Genomic DNA, 20,227 nt, shown 5'->3' with positions numbered 1-20,227 from the left:
TCTGTTTTAGTAAGCCACACAAGTATTTGTAGAATAGTAAATGTTTCATCATAGGACTCATCTGCATGGGCCATACATTGCTCAAAGCGTTCAAGATCAATATAATGTTGCATTCCCTTTAGTACGCATACATTTACTTTTGTTCCTAGGATTTTTTCAATCTTAGGTAGTTCCTCCTCTACAAGCTGTTCCTGTAGATATGATGTATACGTACTAATGGCAATCTTTTTATCGATAGCACGGGCGTACAAAATCGCAGGCAATAAATAGCCAGCCGTTTTGCCAATACCAGTGGAGGCTTCAATCACACATTCCTTTTGTTCATGTAATGCCTGCCAGATCGTGTCCATCATCTCAAATTGTGCTGGACGTTCCTCAAAATTCGCAAGGGCCTTTGACATTAAAGCTATCTTTTCAGTTACTGTTTGCGGATAGGCTAGTGGTTCTGATGCATTTTCATGCTTATTGCGACCATTGCAAATGGCAAAATTGCGGTAATAATGTACATTCTCATGACCTGTCACATGCTGTCGTTTAATTTGCAAAGCCTCAAAAAAGAGCTGGGAAACATTTGATTTCAAACGGAAAGAACGTTTATGCATCTGTTCCAACGTTAGCTGAGGAAGGTTTAAAAGCTCCCTCCAGCAATATCTGAATAATTCTGCTGTTGCCAGTGCATCATCATCTGCCCGATGCGCATTGGCTAGCTCAATATTTAAATCTGCCGCTAAATCGCCTAGCTTAAAGCCAAGGGACATAGGAAATAAAATTTTAGCAAGCTCCACCGTGTCCATTTTTTTACCTTGCCACTTCGGAAGTCCTGCTCGCTTAAACTCTGCTTGTAAAAAGGATAAGTCAAAATCTGCATTATGTGCGACAAACACACAGTCTGCTAATAGCTCATATATGTAATCCGCATGTGCCTCAAATGGCAAGGCATCCTTTACATCTTCATCCGTTATATGCGTTAAATCTTGAATGAAAGATGGAATGGTTTTTCCTGGATTAATGAACTTCGTATAAGTACGCTCAATTTTCCAATCCTTCATAATAACAATTGCTATTTGAATCATCCGGTCCCCATTGGCTGGTGAATGACCCGTTGTCTCCAAATCGACAATGGCATATTTTTGACTTTCCATCATACATCTCAACTCACAGTTCACATTAGATAAGTTGAATTTTATCATAGATTTGGCTTTGCAGCATCCTTTCTCCTCCTTGTAAAATCACTTAATCTATACAAAAAAACACAACCTTAGAGGAAGCCCCTAAGGTTGCGTAAATGAATAGTAGTTAAATAAAATAGTAATTCAAGCTATTCGATTATTGTTTTTTAGCAAGATCAACAATACGACCTTCTGTTGTTGTTTTTACTTCTTTTAATGAAAGTAATTGTTCTTGTAGGTTTTCCCAATCAGATAAACCTAAGTCTGTAACGCGACCTTCTTCATATGCTTTAGCAAACATATCAAAGCCGTCCCCACCTTTAGCAGTGAAAGCATTTGTTGCTACTGTATATGTTTTCGTATCTTCTAAAGCAACATACTTTCCAGTTGCTTTATCTAAATATTCGATAGATACTACACGTGAGCCAGCTTCTTTTGAAGAATCATATTGTAATTTCGCTCCACCAATGTGTAGGAAACCACCGTTTTCTTTTGGTGCACTTTTCAGAGATACTTCAAATGCAGCCTTTAACTCTGCACCTGTAACATCCATTAATGCTAATGTGTTACCAAATGGTAATACCGTAATCACTTGACCAACTGTAATATTACCAGCTGGAATCGCCGCACGAATACCACCGCCATTTTGTAAAGCCATCACAACAGTTTTATCTGTATATTTTTGTGCCTTTGCCAACATACCATCAGTAATGATATTACCTAGAGCTGTTTCATTACTACGTACACTTTCTAAATTTTCTTCAGTTGCACGTGGATTTGCTAACTCCTCAGCAATTTTCACACCAATTTCCTTGTTGCTTACTTCATTTACTTTAGCTTTAAATGGTTCAAGTAACTTCACTAAAGCCTCGTCTTGTGCAACTTTGCCAAGGTCGATTAATTCGCCACCATACTCTGTAACAACACCATTTCCATCAAATGTTACGTCAAGTGTGCCTAAATAATTTACATATTCATTAGCTTGTACGATTAATGTTGCCTCTTTTGCTTCACCCACTGTGTTTGTATCAACAACAACTGGCTCTTCTAATTTTGTATGGTCATGTCCACCAACGATGACATCAATTCCTGGTACGTTTTTCGCTAGTAAAATATCATTATCAACATTTGGATTATCATTGTAGCCAATATGTGTTAAAGCAATAATTTTGTTAACACCCATTCCTTCAAAGGCAGCTACTGCTTTTTTCGCTTCATCGATGTAATTTGTAAAAGTCACTTTATCAGGAGAAGCAATATCCAATGTTTCTTCTGTTGTTAAGCCGAATATACCTACTTTTTCGCCATCAATTTCTTTCACAATCCCTGAATAAATTTTGCCATTTTCAGGTTCACTTGAAATTAAGTCTGTAAATAAACCAGTGAATTTATCATCTGCTGAAAAATCTGTATTGGCATCCACAAATGGGAATTTAGCAGCCTTAACAAAATCTGCTAATGCCTGATGACCTTCTGGTGAAGAACCTAAATCAAATTCATGGTTACCGAATACCATTGCATCAAAGCCAATTTCATTTAATAGCGCTAAGTCAGCTTTTCCTTTAAATTCGTTAAAATATAGTGTTCCACTAAATGCATCTCCAGCGTGTAAAGTTAAGACATTTTTCTTCGTTTCACGTTGCTCCTTAACCGCTGTTGCTAATTGAGGTAACTTCTCTGCACGAGCATGTGTATCATTCACATGTAAAATAGATAGAGAAAATGCACCTTCAGGCGTTTCAGGTTTCTCTGGTGTTTCAGGAGTTTCTGGTGTTTCTGTGCTTGATTTTGTTAAAGCTTCTGCAATCAATGTTGCAAGCTGTCCACGTGTAACTTTATCAGTTGCCGCGTGGTTTTTAGCACTTTCTAGCTCTGGTAATGTTGGAATAGACGCTAAAATTTTAGCTAAATCACCATGTGTAATTGTTTGATTTGGACGGAAAGTATTATCACCATAGCCTGTAATCACTTCTAATCCTGCAAGTGCTGCAATTGGACCGTAATATGGATTAGAAACATCAATATCTTTATAGTTTGGATTCTCCACATCTTTTGTATCTAGCTTTAATGCGCCTGCAATCATTTTTGCTGCTTGTCCACGTGTGACATTTGTATCTGGTTTGAATGTACCATCTGGATACCCGCTAATAATCCCTGCTGCATAAAGTGTAGAAATGGCTTCAAAGTTTGCATGGCTTTCTTTTACATCTGAAAAAGGACTTGCTGCCGATGCTGGCGCTACTGCTACCGCTGTTACAGCCAATGCCGCGGCAGTTACTGTTAAAAATTTGTTACGTTTATTTTCCATTACAAATGATACCTCCACTAGTAAATTGATGTACTTACAACTAAATTCTACATAAATATGACCCAAAATACTAGAACATTTGTAAAATTATAATTTTAAAAACTAGTTTAATAGTAAGAAAAACAAAATTTTACCAGTTACTTTTGTAATAGATGCAATCAAAAAGGAGGATTGACAAAGCATTTGCCAATCCTCCTTTCTTCTATCTATAATCTGATCACATCACCGTGGCTTCAGGCTCATGTGTAATCATTTCTTTAATCCTATTACCCTCACCCATAATGGCAACGGTTGGTTTATGCTCTTTTGCCTCATGATTATCCACATATACATAGGAAATAATAATTACAATATCGCCACGTTGTACAAGTCGTGCAGCTGCGCCATTAACGCAAATTACACCGGAACCTCGCTCACCAGCAATAATATATGTTTCAAAGCGGGCTCCATTATTATTGTTAACGACATGTACCTTTTCATTCGCCAGCATACCTACCGCATCTAAAATATCTTCATCAATTGTTATGGAGCCGACATAATTTAGATCGGCCTGTGTCACTGTTGCACGGTGGATTTTACTATTCATCATCATTCGTAACATCTTTACAGTCCTTCTTTCACAGTAAAAATACAATTATCAATTAAGCGTGTTTTGCCAATATAGACGGCTGCTGCCAACAGGACTTGCTGTGTCGTTGCAGTTACTGGTGTTAGATCGGGGTACGCTAATAACTCAATATAGTCAATTCGGCCATGCGTTCGTGCATGAATATGCGCTTTCGCTTTAACCAGTGCGCGCTCAGCATCACCATTCGCTAAAAAGCTATCACGTGCCAATTGCAAAGCTTCATTAATCGCAGGAGCCTCCTGTCGCTCTGATTCACTTAAATAGATATTGCGAGAAGATTTGGCTAAACCGTCCTCCTCACGCACTATTGGGACTACTCGCAATTCCAATGGGAAGTTAAAATCACGTACCATTGTAGCAATAATCGCAACCTGCTGTGCATCCTTTTGTCCGAAATAAGCCCGAGTTGGTTGTGTTAAGTGGAATAATTTTGAGACAACCTGTAGCACACCATCAAAATGACCTGGTCGACTCGCACCACAAAGAATTGTTGCCTGTTCACCAGCATGTATTCGAATACCACCATCATGCGGATACATTTCTTCCGCACTTGGAGCGAACACAATATCAACACCTACAGATTGTGCTAAAGCGGTATCTCTAGGTAAATCCCGAGGATAGCTTTCAAAATCCTCGTTCGGTCCAAATTGTGTTGGATTGACGAAAATGCTCATAATAACTAGATCATTTTCTGCACGTGCTGTTTTTGCCAATGTCAAATGACCTTCATGTAAATAGCCCATCGTTGGGACAAGACCTATCGTTTTATGAGCCTGCTTTGCTGCATCAATTTCTACTCTTAATGCTTGTATGGTAGTGACTACTTTCATGCTTTGACGCCCCCATATAGCTGATCTAACGCTTCCTCTTTCATTGTGAAGAAATGCTTAGGTGCAGGGAATGTACCCGCTTTGACTGCTTCAACATAGTGAAGCATACCAGTACTTGCTTCTTTCCCCATATTAGCAAATTGCTGAACAAACTTAGGCACATGGTGTGAGCCATAGCTTAACATGTCATGATAAACCAACACTTGTCCATCAGCTTCTACTCCTGCACCTATACCAATCGTCGGGATCACAAGGCTAGCTGAAACAATTTTTGTTAGCTGATGTGGGATACATTCTAACACGACAGCACAAGCTCCTGCTTCTTCACATTTCTTTGCATCCTCTATAAGGGTAGCAGCCTGTTCTGCCGTTTTTCCCTGTACTTTATAACCACCAAGCACACCTGCTGATTGTGGTAATAAACCTAAATGCGCTACTACTGGAATACCGGCTGATGTAAGTTTACGTATGACCGAAATGACCTCTCCTGCACCCTCAACCTTTAAAGCATCGGCTCCTGTTTGTTGCATCATGTCAACAGCCGTTTTTAATGCTTCATTGACATCGCCATGATAAGAACCAAATGGCATATCAACGACAATAAACGTATTCTTCGCACCACGTCGAACCGCCTTAGCGTGATGCACCATATCCGCTACAGTCACTGGCATTGTAGAATCATAGCCAAGCACGACCATCCCAAGTGAATCACCGACTAGTACCATATCTACACCAGCGTCTTCAGCAAATCTAGCAGCGGGATAATCATAGGTTGTCACCATGACAATTTTTTCACCGGCCGCTTTCATCTTTAAAAAATCTGTAGTCGTTTTCAATTTGTAGTCCTCCTTTTTAAGGGAAGAAAACAGAAAAACCCTTCTGTTTTCGAAAATAGACAGAAGGGTAGTGTTTCGTTCGTCACAAAATACCTCTTGATGAAGTGTTGACAAGAGGCGATAGCTCGCAGCTATGTTGAACGCGTGTTTTCTTCCGTCCCTGTCTGAAAAGATCAAGGCAGATATTTGTTGTATTGGACCTTGCGCTTGTGAAGGTGCCGTTCACAATGGATACTGCCCTTCAGCACATACTATAACAATAATCCTCGTAATCTTCAAATATTATTTTCTTATAATAACAGAGTTTATTTTAACTAATTGACAATTAATACTATACGTCATATACTATCCACATACTATACGATATATAATATAAAATGAAATATAAGTATTACATGTGAGGTGGAAAGATGACATTTCAGCTTGGTTCAGCTTTACTTGACGCTTGTGTACTCGCTATTGTCGACAAAGAGGACGCCTATGGTTACTCACTAACACAGCAAGTACAATCCGTCATGGAGATTTCGGAATCTACACTGTACCCCGTTTTACGTCGCTTACAAAAAGCGCATTACTTAACAACCTACGATCAGCCCTATCAAGGCAGAAATAGACGCTATTATCAAATTACAGAGCAAGGACGTATTCGGTTATTAGAGCTATTAAAAGAATGGCAAGTGTATAAGGAAAAGGTTGATTGTGTACTTTTAGGAGGGAAATTAGATGGATAGAGCTAGCTATTTGAAACAGCTACGAGGCAAATTGCGTCGGCTTCCTGCGCATGAGTTTGACGCTGCAATTGCCTATTATGAGGAATACTTCGAGGAAGCAGGAGAAGAAAATGAGCAACAAGTTATTTCACAACTTGGCTCTCCTTCACATGTCGCCTCACAAATATTAGCTGATTTCGCATTGAAGGATTTGGATACCTCCTCGGCAAAATCGACAAAAAAGAATATATCGGCTATTTGGCTTATTATTTTAGCCATCCTATCTGCGCCCCTTTCATTGCCATTACTTGCTACTGCAATCGCACTTATTTTTTCATTTGGCGCAGTCATTGTCAGTTTAATCTTTGCTATTATCGCTACAGTCATTAGTATCTTTGTCGGTGGTGTTGTGGCGCTTATATCTGGCCTCCTGATTTTAACAGAGCATTGGCCTACCGCTCTGCTCTTTATGGGTGTCGGATTGATTGTAACGGGCTTAGGTGTCCTACTCTTTCCTATTGTCGCTCGTTTTATCAAGAAAACGGTTCTTGTCTCAGTTGAAACATTAGGGAGACTATTTCACAAAATAACAAAAAAGGGAAAGGGGGCTTCTAAATGACATCAAAAAATACGCTAATTGCTATGACCATGATTGCTTTAGGTATTTTACTTGCACTGGTCGGCTATTTTTCAGGTGGTCGCTGGTTTATTGAAAAAGATGCAGAGGGTCTTCACGTACCAAGCTCTACTAAATTAGTAAGTCATTCTCACAAATTAGATGCATTTACAAATATCAAGATCGTAAATGAATATGGCGATATTGATATTGTTGCTAGTGATAACGACTATAAATTAGACACAAAGGTCCTTAAGCAGCAGGATGTGACCTATTATATTGAAGATGGGACTTTAACGATTGAAACCGTAGCGAAGAAAAAGAGTGATTTCCAAATTGGCTTTGGAAGCTTTTCATCTCCTTCGATCAAGCTCTATGTACCAAAGGATGCAAATATAGATGCTGTTACTATAGATAGCGACTTCGGTGATATAGCCATTCACGAGCTACATTATCAGCAGCTTAACCTAGTGCAAGATTACGGAGATGCTACCTTTACCAACATAATTGGTAACAACACAGAGATTACTCAGTCCTTTGGTGATTTGACACTCCAACGCCTTGCTAGTAACGGTATTAGTATTAAAAGTGAACATGGAGATATCAGTATAGATGGGACATTAAATGGTCAATCAACCATTACGTCAAGCTTTGGTGATACGACCCTTCGCTTACAAAACAAACAATCTAATCTAGGCTATAACTTCATAACAAACTTCGGTGATCTCACAATTAATGACGAAGAACAAAGTAGTACAGTTACTCAAGTAAACAATGGTAATGATCAGCTACATATATCTTTATCACAAGGTGATTTAGATGTAACTTTCAAGTAAATGAAGAAGCTGCAAGAACAAGACGTTCATTGCAGCTTCTTTTTTATATAATTTTGATGTCACCTGCATAAATCGTTCGTATTGTCCCATCATCTTGGGTAAGCTGGAGGACGCCATCGTCTGTAATTCCACTAGCAACCCCTTCAAAACGTTCTCGTAATGTTGTCACCCCAATACGTTGACCAATGGTACAGGACAATTGCTGCCACAGTGTTTTAATACTTGCAAAACCTTCATTTACATAGAGCTCTGTAAATTGTTCTAAATAGTGTAAAATGGAGGCCACCAATGCTGCCCGATTGATTTCTTCGCCAGCTTCTAGACGTAGAGAAGTAGCAATATCTGCAATATCAGGTGAGAAATCAGTAGCCTCTTGATTTGCATTTATGCCAATGCCAACAAGTAAAGCCTGAACAAGATCTGCCTCTGCCTGCATCTCTGTTAATATTCCAGTACACTTTTTGCCATTAATCAACAAATCATTTGGCCATTTAATTAATGGTTCTACATGCTCATATAATGTTTTGATGGCCATCGTTACCGCTACTGCCACTACAAGTGTATAAGAGGATGCCTGCTGGGGTGTCACATCTGGACGTACGATAATCGTCATCCAAATTCCTGTGCCATGTGCCGATTCCCAAGGACGAGCCATTCGACCACGACCCGCTGTTTGCTCCTCCCCAATGATAATCGTTCCATGTGGAGCCCCTTCTTGGGCAAGCTTATGTGCAATAGTTTGTGTAGAATCCACTACATCGAAATAATGAATTTCACGACCAAAATGCTCGGTCTTTAAAAAAAGCTCGATTTGTGTTGGATTCAAGCTATTTGGTACGCCTGTCAAAACATAACCCTTTTTCTTAATTGTTTCAAATGTATAGCCTTCCTCCTGTAATGTCTGCATGTGCTTCCAGATTGCCGTCCTTGAGACACCAAGAGAATCTGCAAGTTCCTGACCTGAAACAGCTTCACCATCTGCAGCTAGTATTCTTTTTAAAATTTCATCCTTCATCGAAATTGTCATCTTCACATCAATCCTTTAGTCAACTGTGCTATTTTTTATGTACCTATTTTGTCTTTATCATACTGTAAATTAACGTAAATGACCACCAAAGAAAAAAGCCGTCCCACATTTTTGAGACGGCAATTTGCTGTATATAATATGGCTTAAAGTAAGTGAAGCCTTTCTAGAAATAGTGTAGCTCCAGCCAGTTTCGTATTTGTTGTCGATCATTTTGAAGCTCATGATGAAGAATGGCTGTCAGCATGTCCTCCAAGGCTTCTTTTACCCAAGGTCCACCTTTTTTTCCTGACCATTTCAGTAAATCTGCCCCATTCACCACTAATTCTTGCTTCTGTTTAATGGGTAGCATTGCCTGTAACTCTCTTACAGACAGCCGAGGTATAGGAGCGTCCAATTGAGTCAGCTGGGCAAAATAGCGTGCCGCCTCTAGCTCCTGCTCTGTGTACATAAAATAATGTGTGTTTGTCCATCCACCTTTTAGAGCATCATAGGCACTTAAAACCGATTTGACAAACGCCATTTCTTTATTTGATAGTCGATAATCTCGCAAAACCCCCCGCCAATCTGTCCCTTGCAGTAAAGCAAAATAGGCCCAGCCCAAGCGCTTGTCCTGTGTATGAAATTCAAGCCAATGCGCAGCATGAAAATCTCCTATTAAATAGGCAGTCAAACCGCTTTCCTCTAATTTCTGTAGACCACCAAAAACTGTTTGTCCTACCCAAAGCTTATCCAGCTCTGCTTTTATGCGTTCTTTTGCAATAAAAGCCAGATCAGCGGCTTTTTGTTGGATGGCTGTCAATGTATTTGCCTCGATTGTAAAATCAAGCTGCGCGGAAAAGCGAATCGCTCTCAGCATCCGTAAAGCATCTTCTGCAAAGCGATTTGGTGCATCACCAACAGCTCGAATAATATGCTTCTCGATATCTTGACGCCCACCGTAATAATCTACAAAAGAACCGTCACGACGCATAGCAATGGCATTCATCGTAAAATCACGACGTTGTAAATCCTCTTGCAAGGAACGCACAAACTGTACTTTTTCTGGACGGCGGTGGTCCGTATATTCCCCATCTGTCCTGTAGGTAGTCACTTCAACAGGTCCAGCGGGCACGATAACAAGTACCGTCCCATGCTGAATCCCAATATCAACTGTCCGTGGAAAGACAGATTTTACTTCTTCAGGCAAGGCATTTGTTGCAACATCTACATCATGGGCAGGCCGATTGAGTAAAGCATCTCTTACAGCCCCACCAACAATAACAGCCTCAAATCCTGCCTGTTCTAGCTGTTCGATTACAAAAAAGGCTGCCTGCCATTCATTATTGTTTTGCATGATTTCTTTCCGCAACCTTCTCATACAAATTTTCATATTGTTTAACAATTTTTGTTGAATGGAATTTTTCACTTACTGCACGAATAGCCGCTTCTCGGAAACGCAATAGTTGTTCTTCATCTTGCAATAATTGAGTAGCATACTCAGCTACTGCATCTGTATCCCCTAATTCAACAATATAGCCATCTACGCCATGTTCAATGACTTCTGGGATGCCACCTACATTGGACCCAATACAAGGTACACCACAAGCCATTGCTTCTAATAAAACCAGTCCAAACGATTCCTGCTGTGAAAGTAATAGTTTCAAATCACTAATCGCATATAATTCAGCCAAGTTTTCTTGTTTTCCTAAAAATAAAACATCCTTCATATAGGGACTTCCCTTTACTTGGTCCATAACACGATGCTTTTCAGGACCATCTCCAACTAGTAGGAGCTTTGCCTTCATGTTTGCACGAATTTTCATAAAAGCATCTACAACATGTGGAAGATTTTTAATTTTACGGAAGTTAGATACATGTATGAGGACTTTTTCATCTTCTTGAATACCAAATTGCTCTTTTAAGTTTCCTGAATTACGAGGGAAGTATTCACGTTCATCCACAAAGTTATAAATCGTTTCAATTGGTTTTACTGTATCAATTAACTCATAGGTTTGTTCTTTTAATGCTTGTGACACGGTTGTCACAATATCAGATTTATCAATTCCATACTTAATGGCCTGTGATAACGTAGAATCTTGCCCCAGCACCGAAATATCTGTGCCATGAAGGGTTGTGACGATGCCAATATCTCTACCACTCATTTCACGTGCTAATACCGCACATACTGCATGTGGAATGGCATAATGCACATGCAACACATCCAACTCTTCATCCTTTATGACGTCTGCCATTTTACTCGCTAATGCAATATCGTATGGAGAATATTGAAACACTGAATAATTATTAACTTCGACTTCATGGAAAAAGACGGTTGGATAAATTTTATTCAATCGAAATGGTACGCTTGAGGTAATGAAATGAATTTCATGTCCTCTTTCTGCAAGCATTTTGCCTAATTCTGTTGCAATGACACCAGAGCCACCAACTGTAGGATAACAGGTAATGCCGATTTTTAGCTTTTTCATTCGATGATCATCCTTTCTAAATCACGTCTTTTATTAATTGCGTCTTTCTTGTATCAGTCTCCAATCCACAAAGCCCTCTTGTAGGCCTTTTAGTAATATTTCTGCTGTTCCCATATTTGTCGCCAGTGGCACTTGGTAAACATCACAAAGACGGATAAGTGCAGAAACATCTGGCTCATGTGGTTGTGCTGTTAATGGATCACGGAAAAAAATAACCATGTCCATATCATTATTGGCAATCATAGCGCCAATTTGTTGGTCGCCACCAAGTGGCCCTGAGCGAAAACGCGTTACCTCTAAGCCAGTAGCCTCGATTACACGTTGTCCTGTTGTGCCGGTAGCATAAAGCGTATGTTCATGTAAAATATCTTGGTAAGCAATAGCAAACTGTACTAAATTATCTTTTTTACGATCATGTGCAATCAATGCGATTTTCATATAGCTTCCATCCCAATCTTTAGATGATGTTTTCTAAACCATAAACAAGCTGATCCATTTTCATAACCTCTTCTATGCAAAAAGCAACACCTGACATAAAGGAGTTTCTGTTTAATGAATCATGACGAATCGTTAGTAGCTGCCCATCTCCTCCAAATAATACTTGCTGGTGTGCCACTAAACCAGGTAAACGGACGGAGTGAATGCGCATGCCATCAAAGTCTCCACCTCTTGCACCTTCAATGGTTTCTTTTTCTTCTGGATGTCCTTGCGTCTTAGGCGTACGAACCTCTTGTATTAATTGTGCCGTTTTTACTGCTGTTCCAGATGGTGCATCAAGCTTCTGATCATGGTGCATTTCAATAATTTCTACATCTGGCAAGTATTTAGCCGCTTCTTTCGCAAATTTCATCATCAGGATAGCGCCAATCGCAAAGTTAGGTGCAATAATACAGCCTAACTCTTTTTCTTTAGCCATGGCTGATAATTCCTCTAGTTGTGCCTCTGTAAATCCTGTTGTACCAATTACAGGTCGGACATTTAAATGCAATGCTTCCTTAGTATGCTTGTATACTGCATGAGGGTTAGTTAAATCGACTAACACATCGGGTGCAGTTGCTTCTACAAGATCATGCATTTCTGTAAAAATAGGTATCGTATAGCTTGCTGGAAACATATCTAAATCAGCTAATGTTTTTCCTACTTCCTTATAATCTAGTACAGCTACTAATTCCATTTTGTCATGTTTCATGACCGTATGTACAGCCTCAGCTCCCATTTTTCCTCTAGCTCCCGCAATAGCTACACGAATCGACATCATTCTTCATCCTTTCTAGTCCAGCGATCCTTATCTCTAGTTTCAAATTTATGTATGACGCGTAAAAGTGCTTCATCTAGTTTAATACCTTGTGCATTTGCAAAGCATACTAGTACAAAGAAAAAATCTCCTAGCTCTTCTTCGATACTATTTGTGTCCTCTGTACTCTTTTTCTTTTTTTGTCCGTAAACATCTTGAACCTCGCGTGACAGCTCACCTAATTCCTCTGTTAAACGCGCAAGTAGCTCGAATGGTGGGAAATATCCTTCCTTGAATTGTCCTATATAATCATCAACACGCTGTTGCAATGCTTGCATTGATAGTTGCTCTGTCATAAAAATCACACTCCTATTTACCATCGTATAAAATTTACACCATTGTTGTCAAAACCAATAAAATGTCAGATAATAGATAACACAACTTCATTTGTTTGGAACTTCAGGAGGTCAAATGCTAAAACAGATTAAAATTCGCAATATTATCGCAATTATGCTCGGAGCTGCCATTTTCAGCTTCGGCTTTGTTCACTTCAACATTCAAAATCAGCTAGGTGAAGGTGGACTAAGTGGGATTACTCTCATCCTTTATTTTACACTAGGTTGGGATCCCGCCTTAATGAACCTGTTATTAAATATTCCCATGTTTATTATAGGTTATCGATTGCTTGGAAAAAAATCATTTGTTTATACACTTGTAGGCACTTTATCTGTATCTCTTTTTCTAAAAATTTTCCAAAAATATCAATTTACCATTCATTTAGAGGACGATATGCTACTCGTTGCCCTTTTTGCTGGTGTATTTGTTGGTCTTGGTCTTGGTATTGTTTTCCGATTTGGCGGCACAACAGGTGGTGTCGACATCTTGGCGAGACTTGGACATAAATACTTTGGATGGAGTATGGGTAAGACCATGTTTGTCTTCGATGCCATTGTTATCATTCTTTCGTGGTTAACTTTCTTAGATGCACGTTCTATGATGTATACACTAGTAGCTGTATTTGTCGGTGCACGTGTCATTGATTTTGTACAAGAAGGTGCCTACGCTGCACGTGGTGCTTTAATTATTTCTGAAAAGTCGGGTATGATTGCTGAAACAATTGCCTTAAGAATGGAACGAGGTATCACCATTTTAGAAGGTCATGGTCATTTTACTAAGCAACCTAAAGAGGTAATATACTGTGTAATTGGCCGCAATGAAGTTGTACGTTTAAAATCAATTGTCCATGAAGTTGATCCTCACGCATTCGTTTCGATAATAGAAGTTCGAGATGTTGCGGGTGAAGGCTTCACGCTAGATGACCAAAAGCAGCCACTTCATTAAGCATACGAAGATAAAAAACTTGCTATAGTGGTGTACCACTATAACAAGTTTTTTCTTAGTCGTCGCTACGCATATTTGTGAAAATTAATATTAAACGTAATAACTCAAGTACAGCTACTGCTGCCGCTGCTACATATGTGAGTGCGGCTGCACTTAACACCTTTCGAGCTGGACGTTCTTCTTCGTTAGTAATGATACCTAATGAATTCATTTGAACTAACGCACGCTTCGAAGCATCAAATTCCACTGGCAGTGTCACTAATTGGAAAACGACACCTGCTGCTAATAATATGATACCTAACAGCAAGAAATTCGTGCTACTTGCAAAAATACCAATCATCACAAATACCCAAGACATATTGGAAGAAATATTTGCTACTGGAACGAGCTTACTACGTAGTGTAAGCATAGAATAAGCTTCTTTATGTTGGATGGCGTGACCTACCTCATGGGCAGCTACCGCAGCACCTGCAACACTCGCTTCATAAAAGTTACTTTCCGATAAAGCAACTGTTTTGGTTGCCGGATTATAATGATCAGACAACACACCTTGCGTTGGCACAACTCGTACATCATATAGTCCGTTCGCATCTAGAATCGCACGCGCTACTTCTGCACCAGTCTGTCCCTTCATTGTACGTTGTTTTGCAAACTTATTATACGTGCCTTTTACCTTCATTTGTGCGTAAAGTGGTAGCAGCATAATAATAACAAAATAAACGATATACATGCCTGTTGACAATATCCTAACCCCTTTCTACCTCGATACTATAATTCTATAATTTATACCCTAATTCGGCAAATATTTGCGCCATCTAATTGAGAAAATTGCAAGAAAAATACATGCAATTGATAACCAAAACGTGAAGTAGCCAATATAGCTTGTGTAATCGGCTAAATCTCGATACATAGGCATTTGACCAAATACATAGTCAATAACATCGTTATGGAGCGTCCATACAGCAGCTATAGCTACATGCCAATAAGAGAAAACATATTTCTTCATATATAATATGGCTTGAACAGCCATTGCAAAATGCGATCCTACAAGCATCCAGCCTTGCCAGCCTATCGTTCCTGTTTCAATTAATGTCCAAATATTCATGACATCTGCCCAAAGGCCATACTTTACCAATGTAACGAGTGCCAGCACTTCCATGAGTGGCCAACTTTTACCCATAATCCAAGCTATCAGCACAAAACAAAAGAAAAGACTTGCTGTCGGACTATCTGGCACAAAAATATAAAAAATAGGCTTTGTAATGGCTAACTGCCATCCATACCAATAATAGCCATAAATTGTACCTAGTAAATTAATAATTAATAGCGCGATTAAAAAAGTTTTATGAGTAAGAAGAAACCAAATATTTGCTCTTGTTAATTGCATCATCATCAACTCCTTCCTCTTTTTAAAAACATTCAGTATGTATAGCTTTGAGACCTAGGATATGTTATTTTTTTGATTTAATTCGCTTATTAATTCCTAGATTAAACGTCTTTTCGACATTTTTCGCTAAAATTCTTTACACACGGGAACCTTTTAGTTTGGCTTTCAGTCCCATTACTATAACAAGGTAGAAAAAAAGAGCCAGTTTCCTGACTCTTTTACTATTACTCTGCTTTTAAGCTTTCGATGAATTCAGCAAGTTTTTGAAGATCTTCATCTGAACCTGTCCATAATCCTGGTGGCATGTTTCCACGACCATTATGAGCAATGTCCTTAATTTCATCAGCTGTTAAACCAGTGTTCATTAGAGATGGTGCACCAGCCCCACCTTCTAAGCCTTCACCGTGACATGTAATACATGCAGAACCAGCGTAGATTTTATAACCTTCAGATTCTTTATCGAACTCTACTGTTTCTACGATTGCACCCATAGCTTTTTGAGCTTCCCAGTCGTGGTTAACAACTGACTCCCAAGTTAGGTAGAACATAGCAGCTAAAGTTAATAACATAAACGCTGTTGGTAATGGACGTTTAGATGGACGACGTTCTGGACCCTTGTCTAAAAATGGCATTAATAATAGCGCTCCAAATGCAAGACCTGGAATAACAATTGCTCCGATTACATTGTATGGACCAGAAGCAAATGAGTATTTTAAAAGTTGATACATAAATAAGAAGTACCAGTCCGGTAGCGGTGTATATGCTCTAGTTGGATCTGCCGGCCCTTCAAGTGGTGACGGGTGAGCGACAGTTAATAATAAGTATCCAATTAAAAATACAGCACCTACCATCCATTCCTTCAGTAAGAAGTTCGGCCAGAAAGCTTCCGTCTTACCTGGATATTCGGAATAATCCTTTGGAACGTTCGGCATTCTGTGATTCGCTTTAATACGAGAATCGCCGACGAATTTCATTCCTTTTCCGCGATGCATAGTGTCCCCTCCTTTTAAAGATCATCGAACCGTCAAGACAATTACAACGGTCCTGAAATTCCTTGGCGACGAATCATGATAAAGTGCGCTGCAAGTAACCCAAACAATACTGCAGGTAAGAAGAATACATGAATCGCAAAGAATCGTGTTAACGTTTGAGCACCTAGAATCGTTGTGTCACCCGCTAATAATACTTTAATCATTGAACCGATAAACGGTACAGATGCAGCAATCTCGATACCTACTTTAGTAGCGAATAATGCTTTCATATCCCATGGTAATAAGTATCCTGTAAAGCCAAGACCCATCATTACACCAAAAATACCTACACCAACCATCCAGTTTAACTCACGAGGTTTCTTATAAGAACCTGTGAAGAATACACGAAGCGTATGTAAGAACATCATTACGATAACTAATGAAGCTCCCCAGTGGTGCATACCGCGGACGATTTCACCAAATGCTACTTCGTTTTGTAAATAATAAACTGATTTCCAGGCATTCACAACGTCTGGTACATAGTACATTGTTAGGAACATACCAGATAGAATTTGAATTACTGTGATGAAGAATGTTAATCCACCAAAGCAGTAAACGAATGCTGAAAAATGATGTGCAGGGTTAACGTGCTCTGGCACTTCGTGGTCGGCAATATCACGCCAAATAGGTGTAATATCTAGGCGTTCATCGACCCAATCGTAAATTTTATTTAGCACTTGTCGTACCCCCTTACTTATTTAACTAGAGTATTTGCTTTTGCTGGACCAATCATTAAATAGCCATCTTGTTCTTTTACTTCAAATTCATCCAACGGACCTAGAGGTGGTGTACCTGCAATGTTTTTCCCGTTTTTCTCATAACGACCTGCGTGACATGGGCAGAAGAATTGTTCTGGGTGTGCAGAATCTCCATTCCAGTCAACCATACATCCTAAATGTTTACATACTGGTGATAGGGCAATGATTTGATCGCCATTTTTGTATACCCACGCTACGTTTGTAACATCCGATTTGTACCATGCATCAACTTGTTCGAATGAAAAGTCAACTTTTACAGGTTCTTCAGTGAGGTCAGCGATTTTATGCTCTGTTTTAACAAAATCTCCACCATCATGCTTTTGTAACACTGGATCAATTGCGAATCGAAGCATTGGCATTAGCATACCTGCCGCCATAAATCCACCTACACCAGTTAGTGTATAGCTAAGAAATTGACGACGTGAAACTCGATTATTACTCATTATTTTCCCCCCTCTAACTTAAAGGTCAGTCCAACGGACATACTTTTACAAATAGTAATACTAGGACATATATATGATATATCAAGTCCATAGCTTGGTCAATATAGCATTCTGTGGAAAGCTGGAGAATGTGAACATTTATTGAAACTAATTGTTAAATCTGTGCCCATTTGGTCGAAAGCATCGGAATCACTTGTCGTAGTTGATCTTCCAGAATGGATTTTTTCACACTGGCATCCATACTTTCTAATGGAATAGCTGGTAACCATATAATATTTACTATATCCCCACTATTTGTCCAAAAATGGTCACAAGTAATGAAGAACACATGCTTAAATCCAGCATTATGTAATTGTGCTTCTAATTGCTGTGGTAAATCTTCGTTTTTTAAAGTTGTCATATAAGAAAATGGTGGCATGACTAGTAAACGGCCTTTAAACTGTTGCTCTATAAATGAAGTTAAAGACATAACAAAATCTACTTCCGCACCACTCTGTTTCATTTTTTCAGAAGATAGATCAATGGATACGAGTGGAACAATTGCAGTATCAATGAAATCCTTCTGTGCCATAAACGATGTCACATCGTTTGCATTAAAATACATCCAACAAACCTCCTTTTATTGCAAAATAAAAATCCCTTATCCACTCTTCAATAGGATACCCAATTAAAAGTGAAAACAATCATTCACTAGTAATGTTACCATATTGAAGTGGATAAAGGACATTCAAATTTTACCTATGATTAACGTAAATTGGCCGTTTCCTTTAGTGCTTGTAACAAATTAGACAATTCATAAAAACGCTCTTCATCTCCCTGGTCGAGGGCTTCATCAATTTGTGCGAGTAATTTTTCTTCCTGGAATACGAGTAAGCTATTGGAAAGCAGCTCTTCTGCCAGTAAACGATCTTTTTCACTGACTAACAGTGTTTCTGGCATATAAGGGTTTTCTTCGAGAACTGCTAAGTATTGTGCACTTGGTGGTATATTTGGAAAATTCAATTGTATATACATATCTTCTTGTTCATGTAGTCGTAAATCATGGAAAGACTTCTCAGCATCTGCCGTCATTACATTGCCTTTATAGAAACGAAAAGGCACACCTGTTGAGTCTACTGTCGACATCACCATCGCCCTAGGACAATAATGAGCTTCTTCCACAAATCGGATTCTTTTTAATAGGTCATCATTACTTAATAAGTAATTTAAAATCCATACACACTCACGACGTTTCAATTGATAATTTTTTAAAAACCATCGAACAAATGCTTTTTTATCAACAACTGATACAGAAGCAGTCATACCCACTCCCTCCTTTACTCAAATTCTAAGGTTTCTAACTTCTCTTGCCACTCTGGTTCACCCGGTTGAATGTTGATTAATTGTCCAAGAACCTCTTTTGCCTCTGAACGTTTTCCTTCCTCTAATAAGAAGTAAACATATTTCTCTAAAAATGTTGCGTCTTCCTTAAAATCATTATATGCCAAACGGTAAAATTCGTATGCACGGTCGTACAATTCTAAATTTTCATATGCTTCTGCCGCAAAAGGATATAATGCGCTCCATTCAAAATCATTTTGCTGTAAAGATTCAAATAATTCAATAACATCCTCATGGCGCTCTTGTTGGCCTAACACAGAAATAAGTGCCAGTACCGCTTCCATATATTCAGGATCAAGCGCTATGGCTTCTCTTAGGTGTTGTTCTGCTTCTTCTGGTAAACCATTTTTCAATGCCATTTTACCAGCAAATAAATAAAGTGATTTATCATACTCATCGCGTTTTAATCCCTCTTGAATGGCAGCATAGGCCTTTGAATTATCCTCTGTCATAGCGTAGCTTTCAGCAAGCAATAAATAGGCTGAAAAATAATCAGGATCTAATTCCTTTAATTCCTCTAATTGTTTAATAGCCATCTCGTATTTTTGTGATTGAAAGGCAGAATAAGCGGCTCCAAATAAAATATCTGGCTTTACCTCATCCTCAAGAGCCTTTACATAATAATCGAAAGCTGTTTCATAGGCTGCCCCTGCTCGGTACACCTCGGCCAATCGTTCAACCAGTTGTATCCCAGCGAATTCCTCTTGCTGTTCATATAAATCCTCATATAATCTTGCTGCCTCTAAAAAACGTCCTGTTTCAAATAACAGCTCTGCTTTTGCAAAATGTAATAATGGCTCGTCTGGTAAAATCACTAATGCTTCATTTATACGTTTTTCTGCCACCTCAAATAACCCTTGCATTTGATAATAATCAGCTAAAACTAATAAAGCTTGAGGATATTCTGGTGATGTTTCTTCGATTTCTAATAATAATTCTAATGCTTCATCTTCATCACCAAGCTCCATTAATACATTTGCACGATCTATTTTTAACTGTGCCTCTTCTGGGAATAAAAATTGTAAATGCTCCAGCACACGGTCAGCTTCTTTCATATACCCATATTGCATAAAAATCTCAGCAAGTGCATAAATCTCTTCGGGTAGCTCCTTCATTAAAAATGATTCTAGTAGCTGATCTATTAATGCTAAGTCTCCTTGTTCAAGTGCTTGCATCATTTCAGTCATCGCATTGTTCACAGTCATTCACCTATTCTTTCATTGATACC

23 protein-coding genes are annotated in these 20,227 nt (G+C 38.9%); 4 read left to right on the top strand and 19 right to left on the bottom strand.

Features of this window, described 5'->3' with window-relative positions; genetic code table 11:
- From RT445_RS16600 to panB, 5 genes are all read right to left on the bottom strand, one after another.
- Positions 1-1,145, bottom strand: a 1,145-nt coding sequence (locus RT445_RS16600; RefSeq protein ID WP_313471016.1) for an exonuclease domain-containing protein, incomplete at its 3' end; no start/stop codon positions are given.
- A gap of 181 nt (positions 1,146-1,326) precedes the next feature.
- A complete protein-coding gene (locus tag RT445_RS16595) occupies positions 1,327-3,477 on the bottom strand; it encodes a 5'-nucleotidase C-terminal domain-containing protein (protein ID WP_313471014.1) in 2,151 nt (716 codons plus the stop codon).
- 217 nt (positions 3,478-3,694) lie between these two features.
- Positions 3,695-4,078, bottom strand: coding sequence for an aspartate 1-decarboxylase (panD, locus tag RT445_RS16590; RefSeq protein WP_312505611.1), 384 nt, complete (start codon positions 4,076-4,078; stop codon positions 3,695-3,697).
- Between the two features lie 2 nt (positions 4,079-4,080).
- Positions 4,081-4,935, bottom strand: coding sequence for a pantoate--beta-alanine ligase (gene panC, locus RT445_RS16585; RefSeq protein ID WP_274796384.1), 855 nt, complete (start codon positions 4,933-4,935; stop codon positions 4,081-4,083).
- A complete protein-coding gene (gene panB, locus RT445_RS16580) occupies positions 4,932-5,771 on the bottom strand; it encodes a 3-methyl-2-oxobutanoate hydroxymethyltransferase (protein ID WP_313471012.1) in 840 nt (279 codons plus the stop codon). Before panB ends, panC begins: the two co-directional genes overlap by 4 nt.
- Before the next feature lie 410 nt (positions 5,772-6,181).
- Between panB and RT445_RS16575 the strand changes: the two genes are divergently transcribed.
- The 3 genes from RT445_RS16575 to RT445_RS16565 are packed head-to-tail and all read left to right on the top strand — an operon-like array spanning position 6,182 to position 7,933.
- The gene (locus RT445_RS16575) at positions 6,182-6,502 is read left to right on the top strand and encodes a PadR family transcriptional regulator (protein WP_274796382.1); all 321 of its coding nucleotides are present in this window, start codon (positions 6,182-6,184) and stop codon (positions 6,500-6,502) included.
- Positions 6,495-7,100 (top strand): DUF1700 domain-containing protein, encoded by a 606-nt coding sequence (locus tag RT445_RS16570; protein ID WP_312505616.1) that lies wholly within the window; start codon positions 6,495-6,497, stop codon positions 7,098-7,100. Before RT445_RS16575 ends, RT445_RS16570 begins: the two co-directional genes overlap by 8 nt.
- Positions 7,097-7,933, top strand: a complete 837-nt coding sequence (locus tag RT445_RS16565) for a DUF4097 family beta strand repeat-containing protein (RefSeq protein WP_313471011.1) — start codon at positions 7,097-7,099, stop codon at positions 7,931-7,933. The genes RT445_RS16570 and RT445_RS16565 overlap by 4 nt, the downstream gene beginning before the upstream one ends.
- Before the next feature lie 43 nt (positions 7,934-7,976).
- Here RT445_RS16565 and RT445_RS16560 read toward each other — a convergent pair whose 3' ends face one another.
- From RT445_RS16560 to RT445_RS16535, 6 genes are all read right to left on the bottom strand, one after another.
- Positions 7,977-8,960: a biotin--[acetyl-CoA-carboxylase] ligase gene (locus tag RT445_RS16560; protein ID WP_313471010.1), complete on the bottom strand. Its 984-nt coding sequence runs from the start codon at positions 8,958-8,960 to the stop codon at positions 7,977-7,979.
- Between the two features lie 163 nt (positions 8,961-9,123).
- Positions 9,124-10,293 (bottom strand): CCA tRNA nucleotidyltransferase, encoded by a 1,170-nt coding sequence (locus RT445_RS16555; RefSeq protein ID WP_313471008.1) that lies wholly within the window; start codon positions 10,291-10,293, stop codon positions 9,124-9,126.
- Positions 10,280-11,425, bottom strand: coding sequence for an N-acetyl-alpha-D-glucosaminyl L-malate synthase BshA (gene bshA / locus RT445_RS16550; RefSeq protein ID WP_274796377.1), 1,146 nt, complete (start codon positions 11,423-11,425; stop codon positions 10,280-10,282). The genes RT445_RS16555 and bshA overlap by 14 nt, the downstream gene beginning before the upstream one ends.
- A gap of 33 nt (positions 11,426-11,458) precedes the next feature.
- The gene (gene mgsA / locus RT445_RS16545; RefSeq protein ID WP_274796376.1) at positions 11,459-11,863 is read right to left on the bottom strand and encodes a methylglyoxal synthase; all 405 of its coding nucleotides are present in this window, start codon (positions 11,861-11,863) and stop codon (positions 11,459-11,461) included.
- Positions 11,864-11,882: 19 nt separating this feature from the next.
- The gene (dapB, locus tag RT445_RS16540; RefSeq protein ID WP_313471005.1) at positions 11,883-12,680 is read right to left on the bottom strand and encodes a 4-hydroxy-tetrahydrodipicolinate reductase; all 798 of its coding nucleotides are present in this window, start codon (positions 12,678-12,680) and stop codon (positions 11,883-11,885) included.
- Entirely contained in the window at positions 12,680-13,015 is a 336-nt protein-coding gene (locus tag RT445_RS16535) for a nucleotide pyrophosphohydrolase (RefSeq protein WP_274796375.1), read from the bottom strand. The genes dapB and RT445_RS16535 overlap by 1 nt, the downstream gene beginning before the upstream one ends.
- Before the next feature lie 115 nt (positions 13,016-13,130).
- Here RT445_RS16535 and RT445_RS16530 point away from each other — a divergent pair, with 115 nt between their 5' ends.
- A complete protein-coding gene (locus tag RT445_RS16530) occupies positions 13,131-14,000 on the top strand; it encodes a YitT family protein (protein ID WP_274796374.1) in 870 nt (289 codons plus the stop codon).
- Between the two features lie 55 nt (positions 14,001-14,055).
- On the opposite strand, the gene RT445_RS16525 is transcribed toward RT445_RS16530, so the two are convergent.
- The 8 genes from RT445_RS16525 to RT445_RS16490 all read right to left on the bottom strand — a co-directional run bounded on the left by RT445_RS16525 (position 14,056) and on the right by RT445_RS16490 (position 20,204).
- Positions 14,056-14,730, bottom strand: a complete 675-nt coding sequence (locus RT445_RS16525) for a zinc metallopeptidase (RefSeq protein ID WP_313471017.1) — start codon at positions 14,728-14,730, stop codon at positions 14,056-14,058.
- Positions 14,731-14,790: 60 nt separating this feature from the next.
- Entirely contained in the window at positions 14,791-15,387 is a 597-nt protein-coding gene (gene lhaT / locus RT445_RS16520; RefSeq protein WP_312505622.1) for a lipoprotein heptaprenylglyceryl N-acetyltransferase LhaT, read from the bottom strand.
- A 224-nt stretch (positions 15,388-15,611) separates the two neighbouring features.
- A complete protein-coding gene (locus tag RT445_RS16515; RefSeq protein ID WP_313471002.1) occupies positions 15,612-16,379 on the bottom strand; it encodes a menaquinol-cytochrome c reductase cytochrome b/c subunit in 768 nt (255 codons plus the stop codon).
- Positions 16,380-16,420: 41 nt separating this feature from the next.
- On the bottom strand, positions 16,421-17,095 hold the full coding sequence (gene qcrB, locus RT445_RS16510; RefSeq protein ID WP_008181573.1) for a menaquinol-cytochrome c reductase cytochrome b subunit: 675 nt from the start codon (positions 17,093-17,095) through the stop codon (positions 16,421-16,423).
- A 17-nt stretch (positions 17,096-17,112) separates the two neighbouring features.
- Positions 17,113-17,619: a QcrA and Rieske domain-containing protein gene (locus RT445_RS16505; RefSeq protein ID WP_312505623.1), complete on the bottom strand. Its 507-nt coding sequence runs from the start codon at positions 17,617-17,619 to the stop codon at positions 17,113-17,115.
- A 154-nt stretch (positions 17,620-17,773) separates the two neighbouring features.
- A complete protein-coding gene (locus RT445_RS16500; RefSeq protein ID WP_274796371.1) occupies positions 17,774-18,223 on the bottom strand; it encodes a DUF2487 family protein in 450 nt (149 codons plus the stop codon).
- A 140-nt stretch (positions 18,224-18,363) separates the two neighbouring features.
- Positions 18,364-18,921, bottom strand: a complete 558-nt coding sequence (locus RT445_RS16495; RefSeq protein ID WP_036123193.1) for a ReoY family proteolytic degradation factor — start codon at positions 18,919-18,921, stop codon at positions 18,364-18,366.
- 14 nt (positions 18,922-18,935) lie between these two features.
- Complete coding sequence (locus RT445_RS16490; protein WP_313471001.1) at positions 18,936-20,204, bottom strand: tetratricopeptide repeat protein; 1,269 nt, start codon at positions 20,202-20,204, stop codon at positions 18,936-18,938.
- Positions 20,205-20,227: the final 23 nt, after the last annotated feature.

The organism is Lysinibacillus sp., assembly GCF_032093475.1.
In the GTDB taxonomy this organism is placed as follows: domain Bacteria; phylum Bacillota; class Bacilli; order Bacillales_A; family Planococcaceae; genus Lysinibacillus; species Lysinibacillus irui.
The sequence above is the reverse complement of the archived record's forward strand: the minus strand, read 5'-3'. Positions and strand labels throughout refer to the sequence as shown.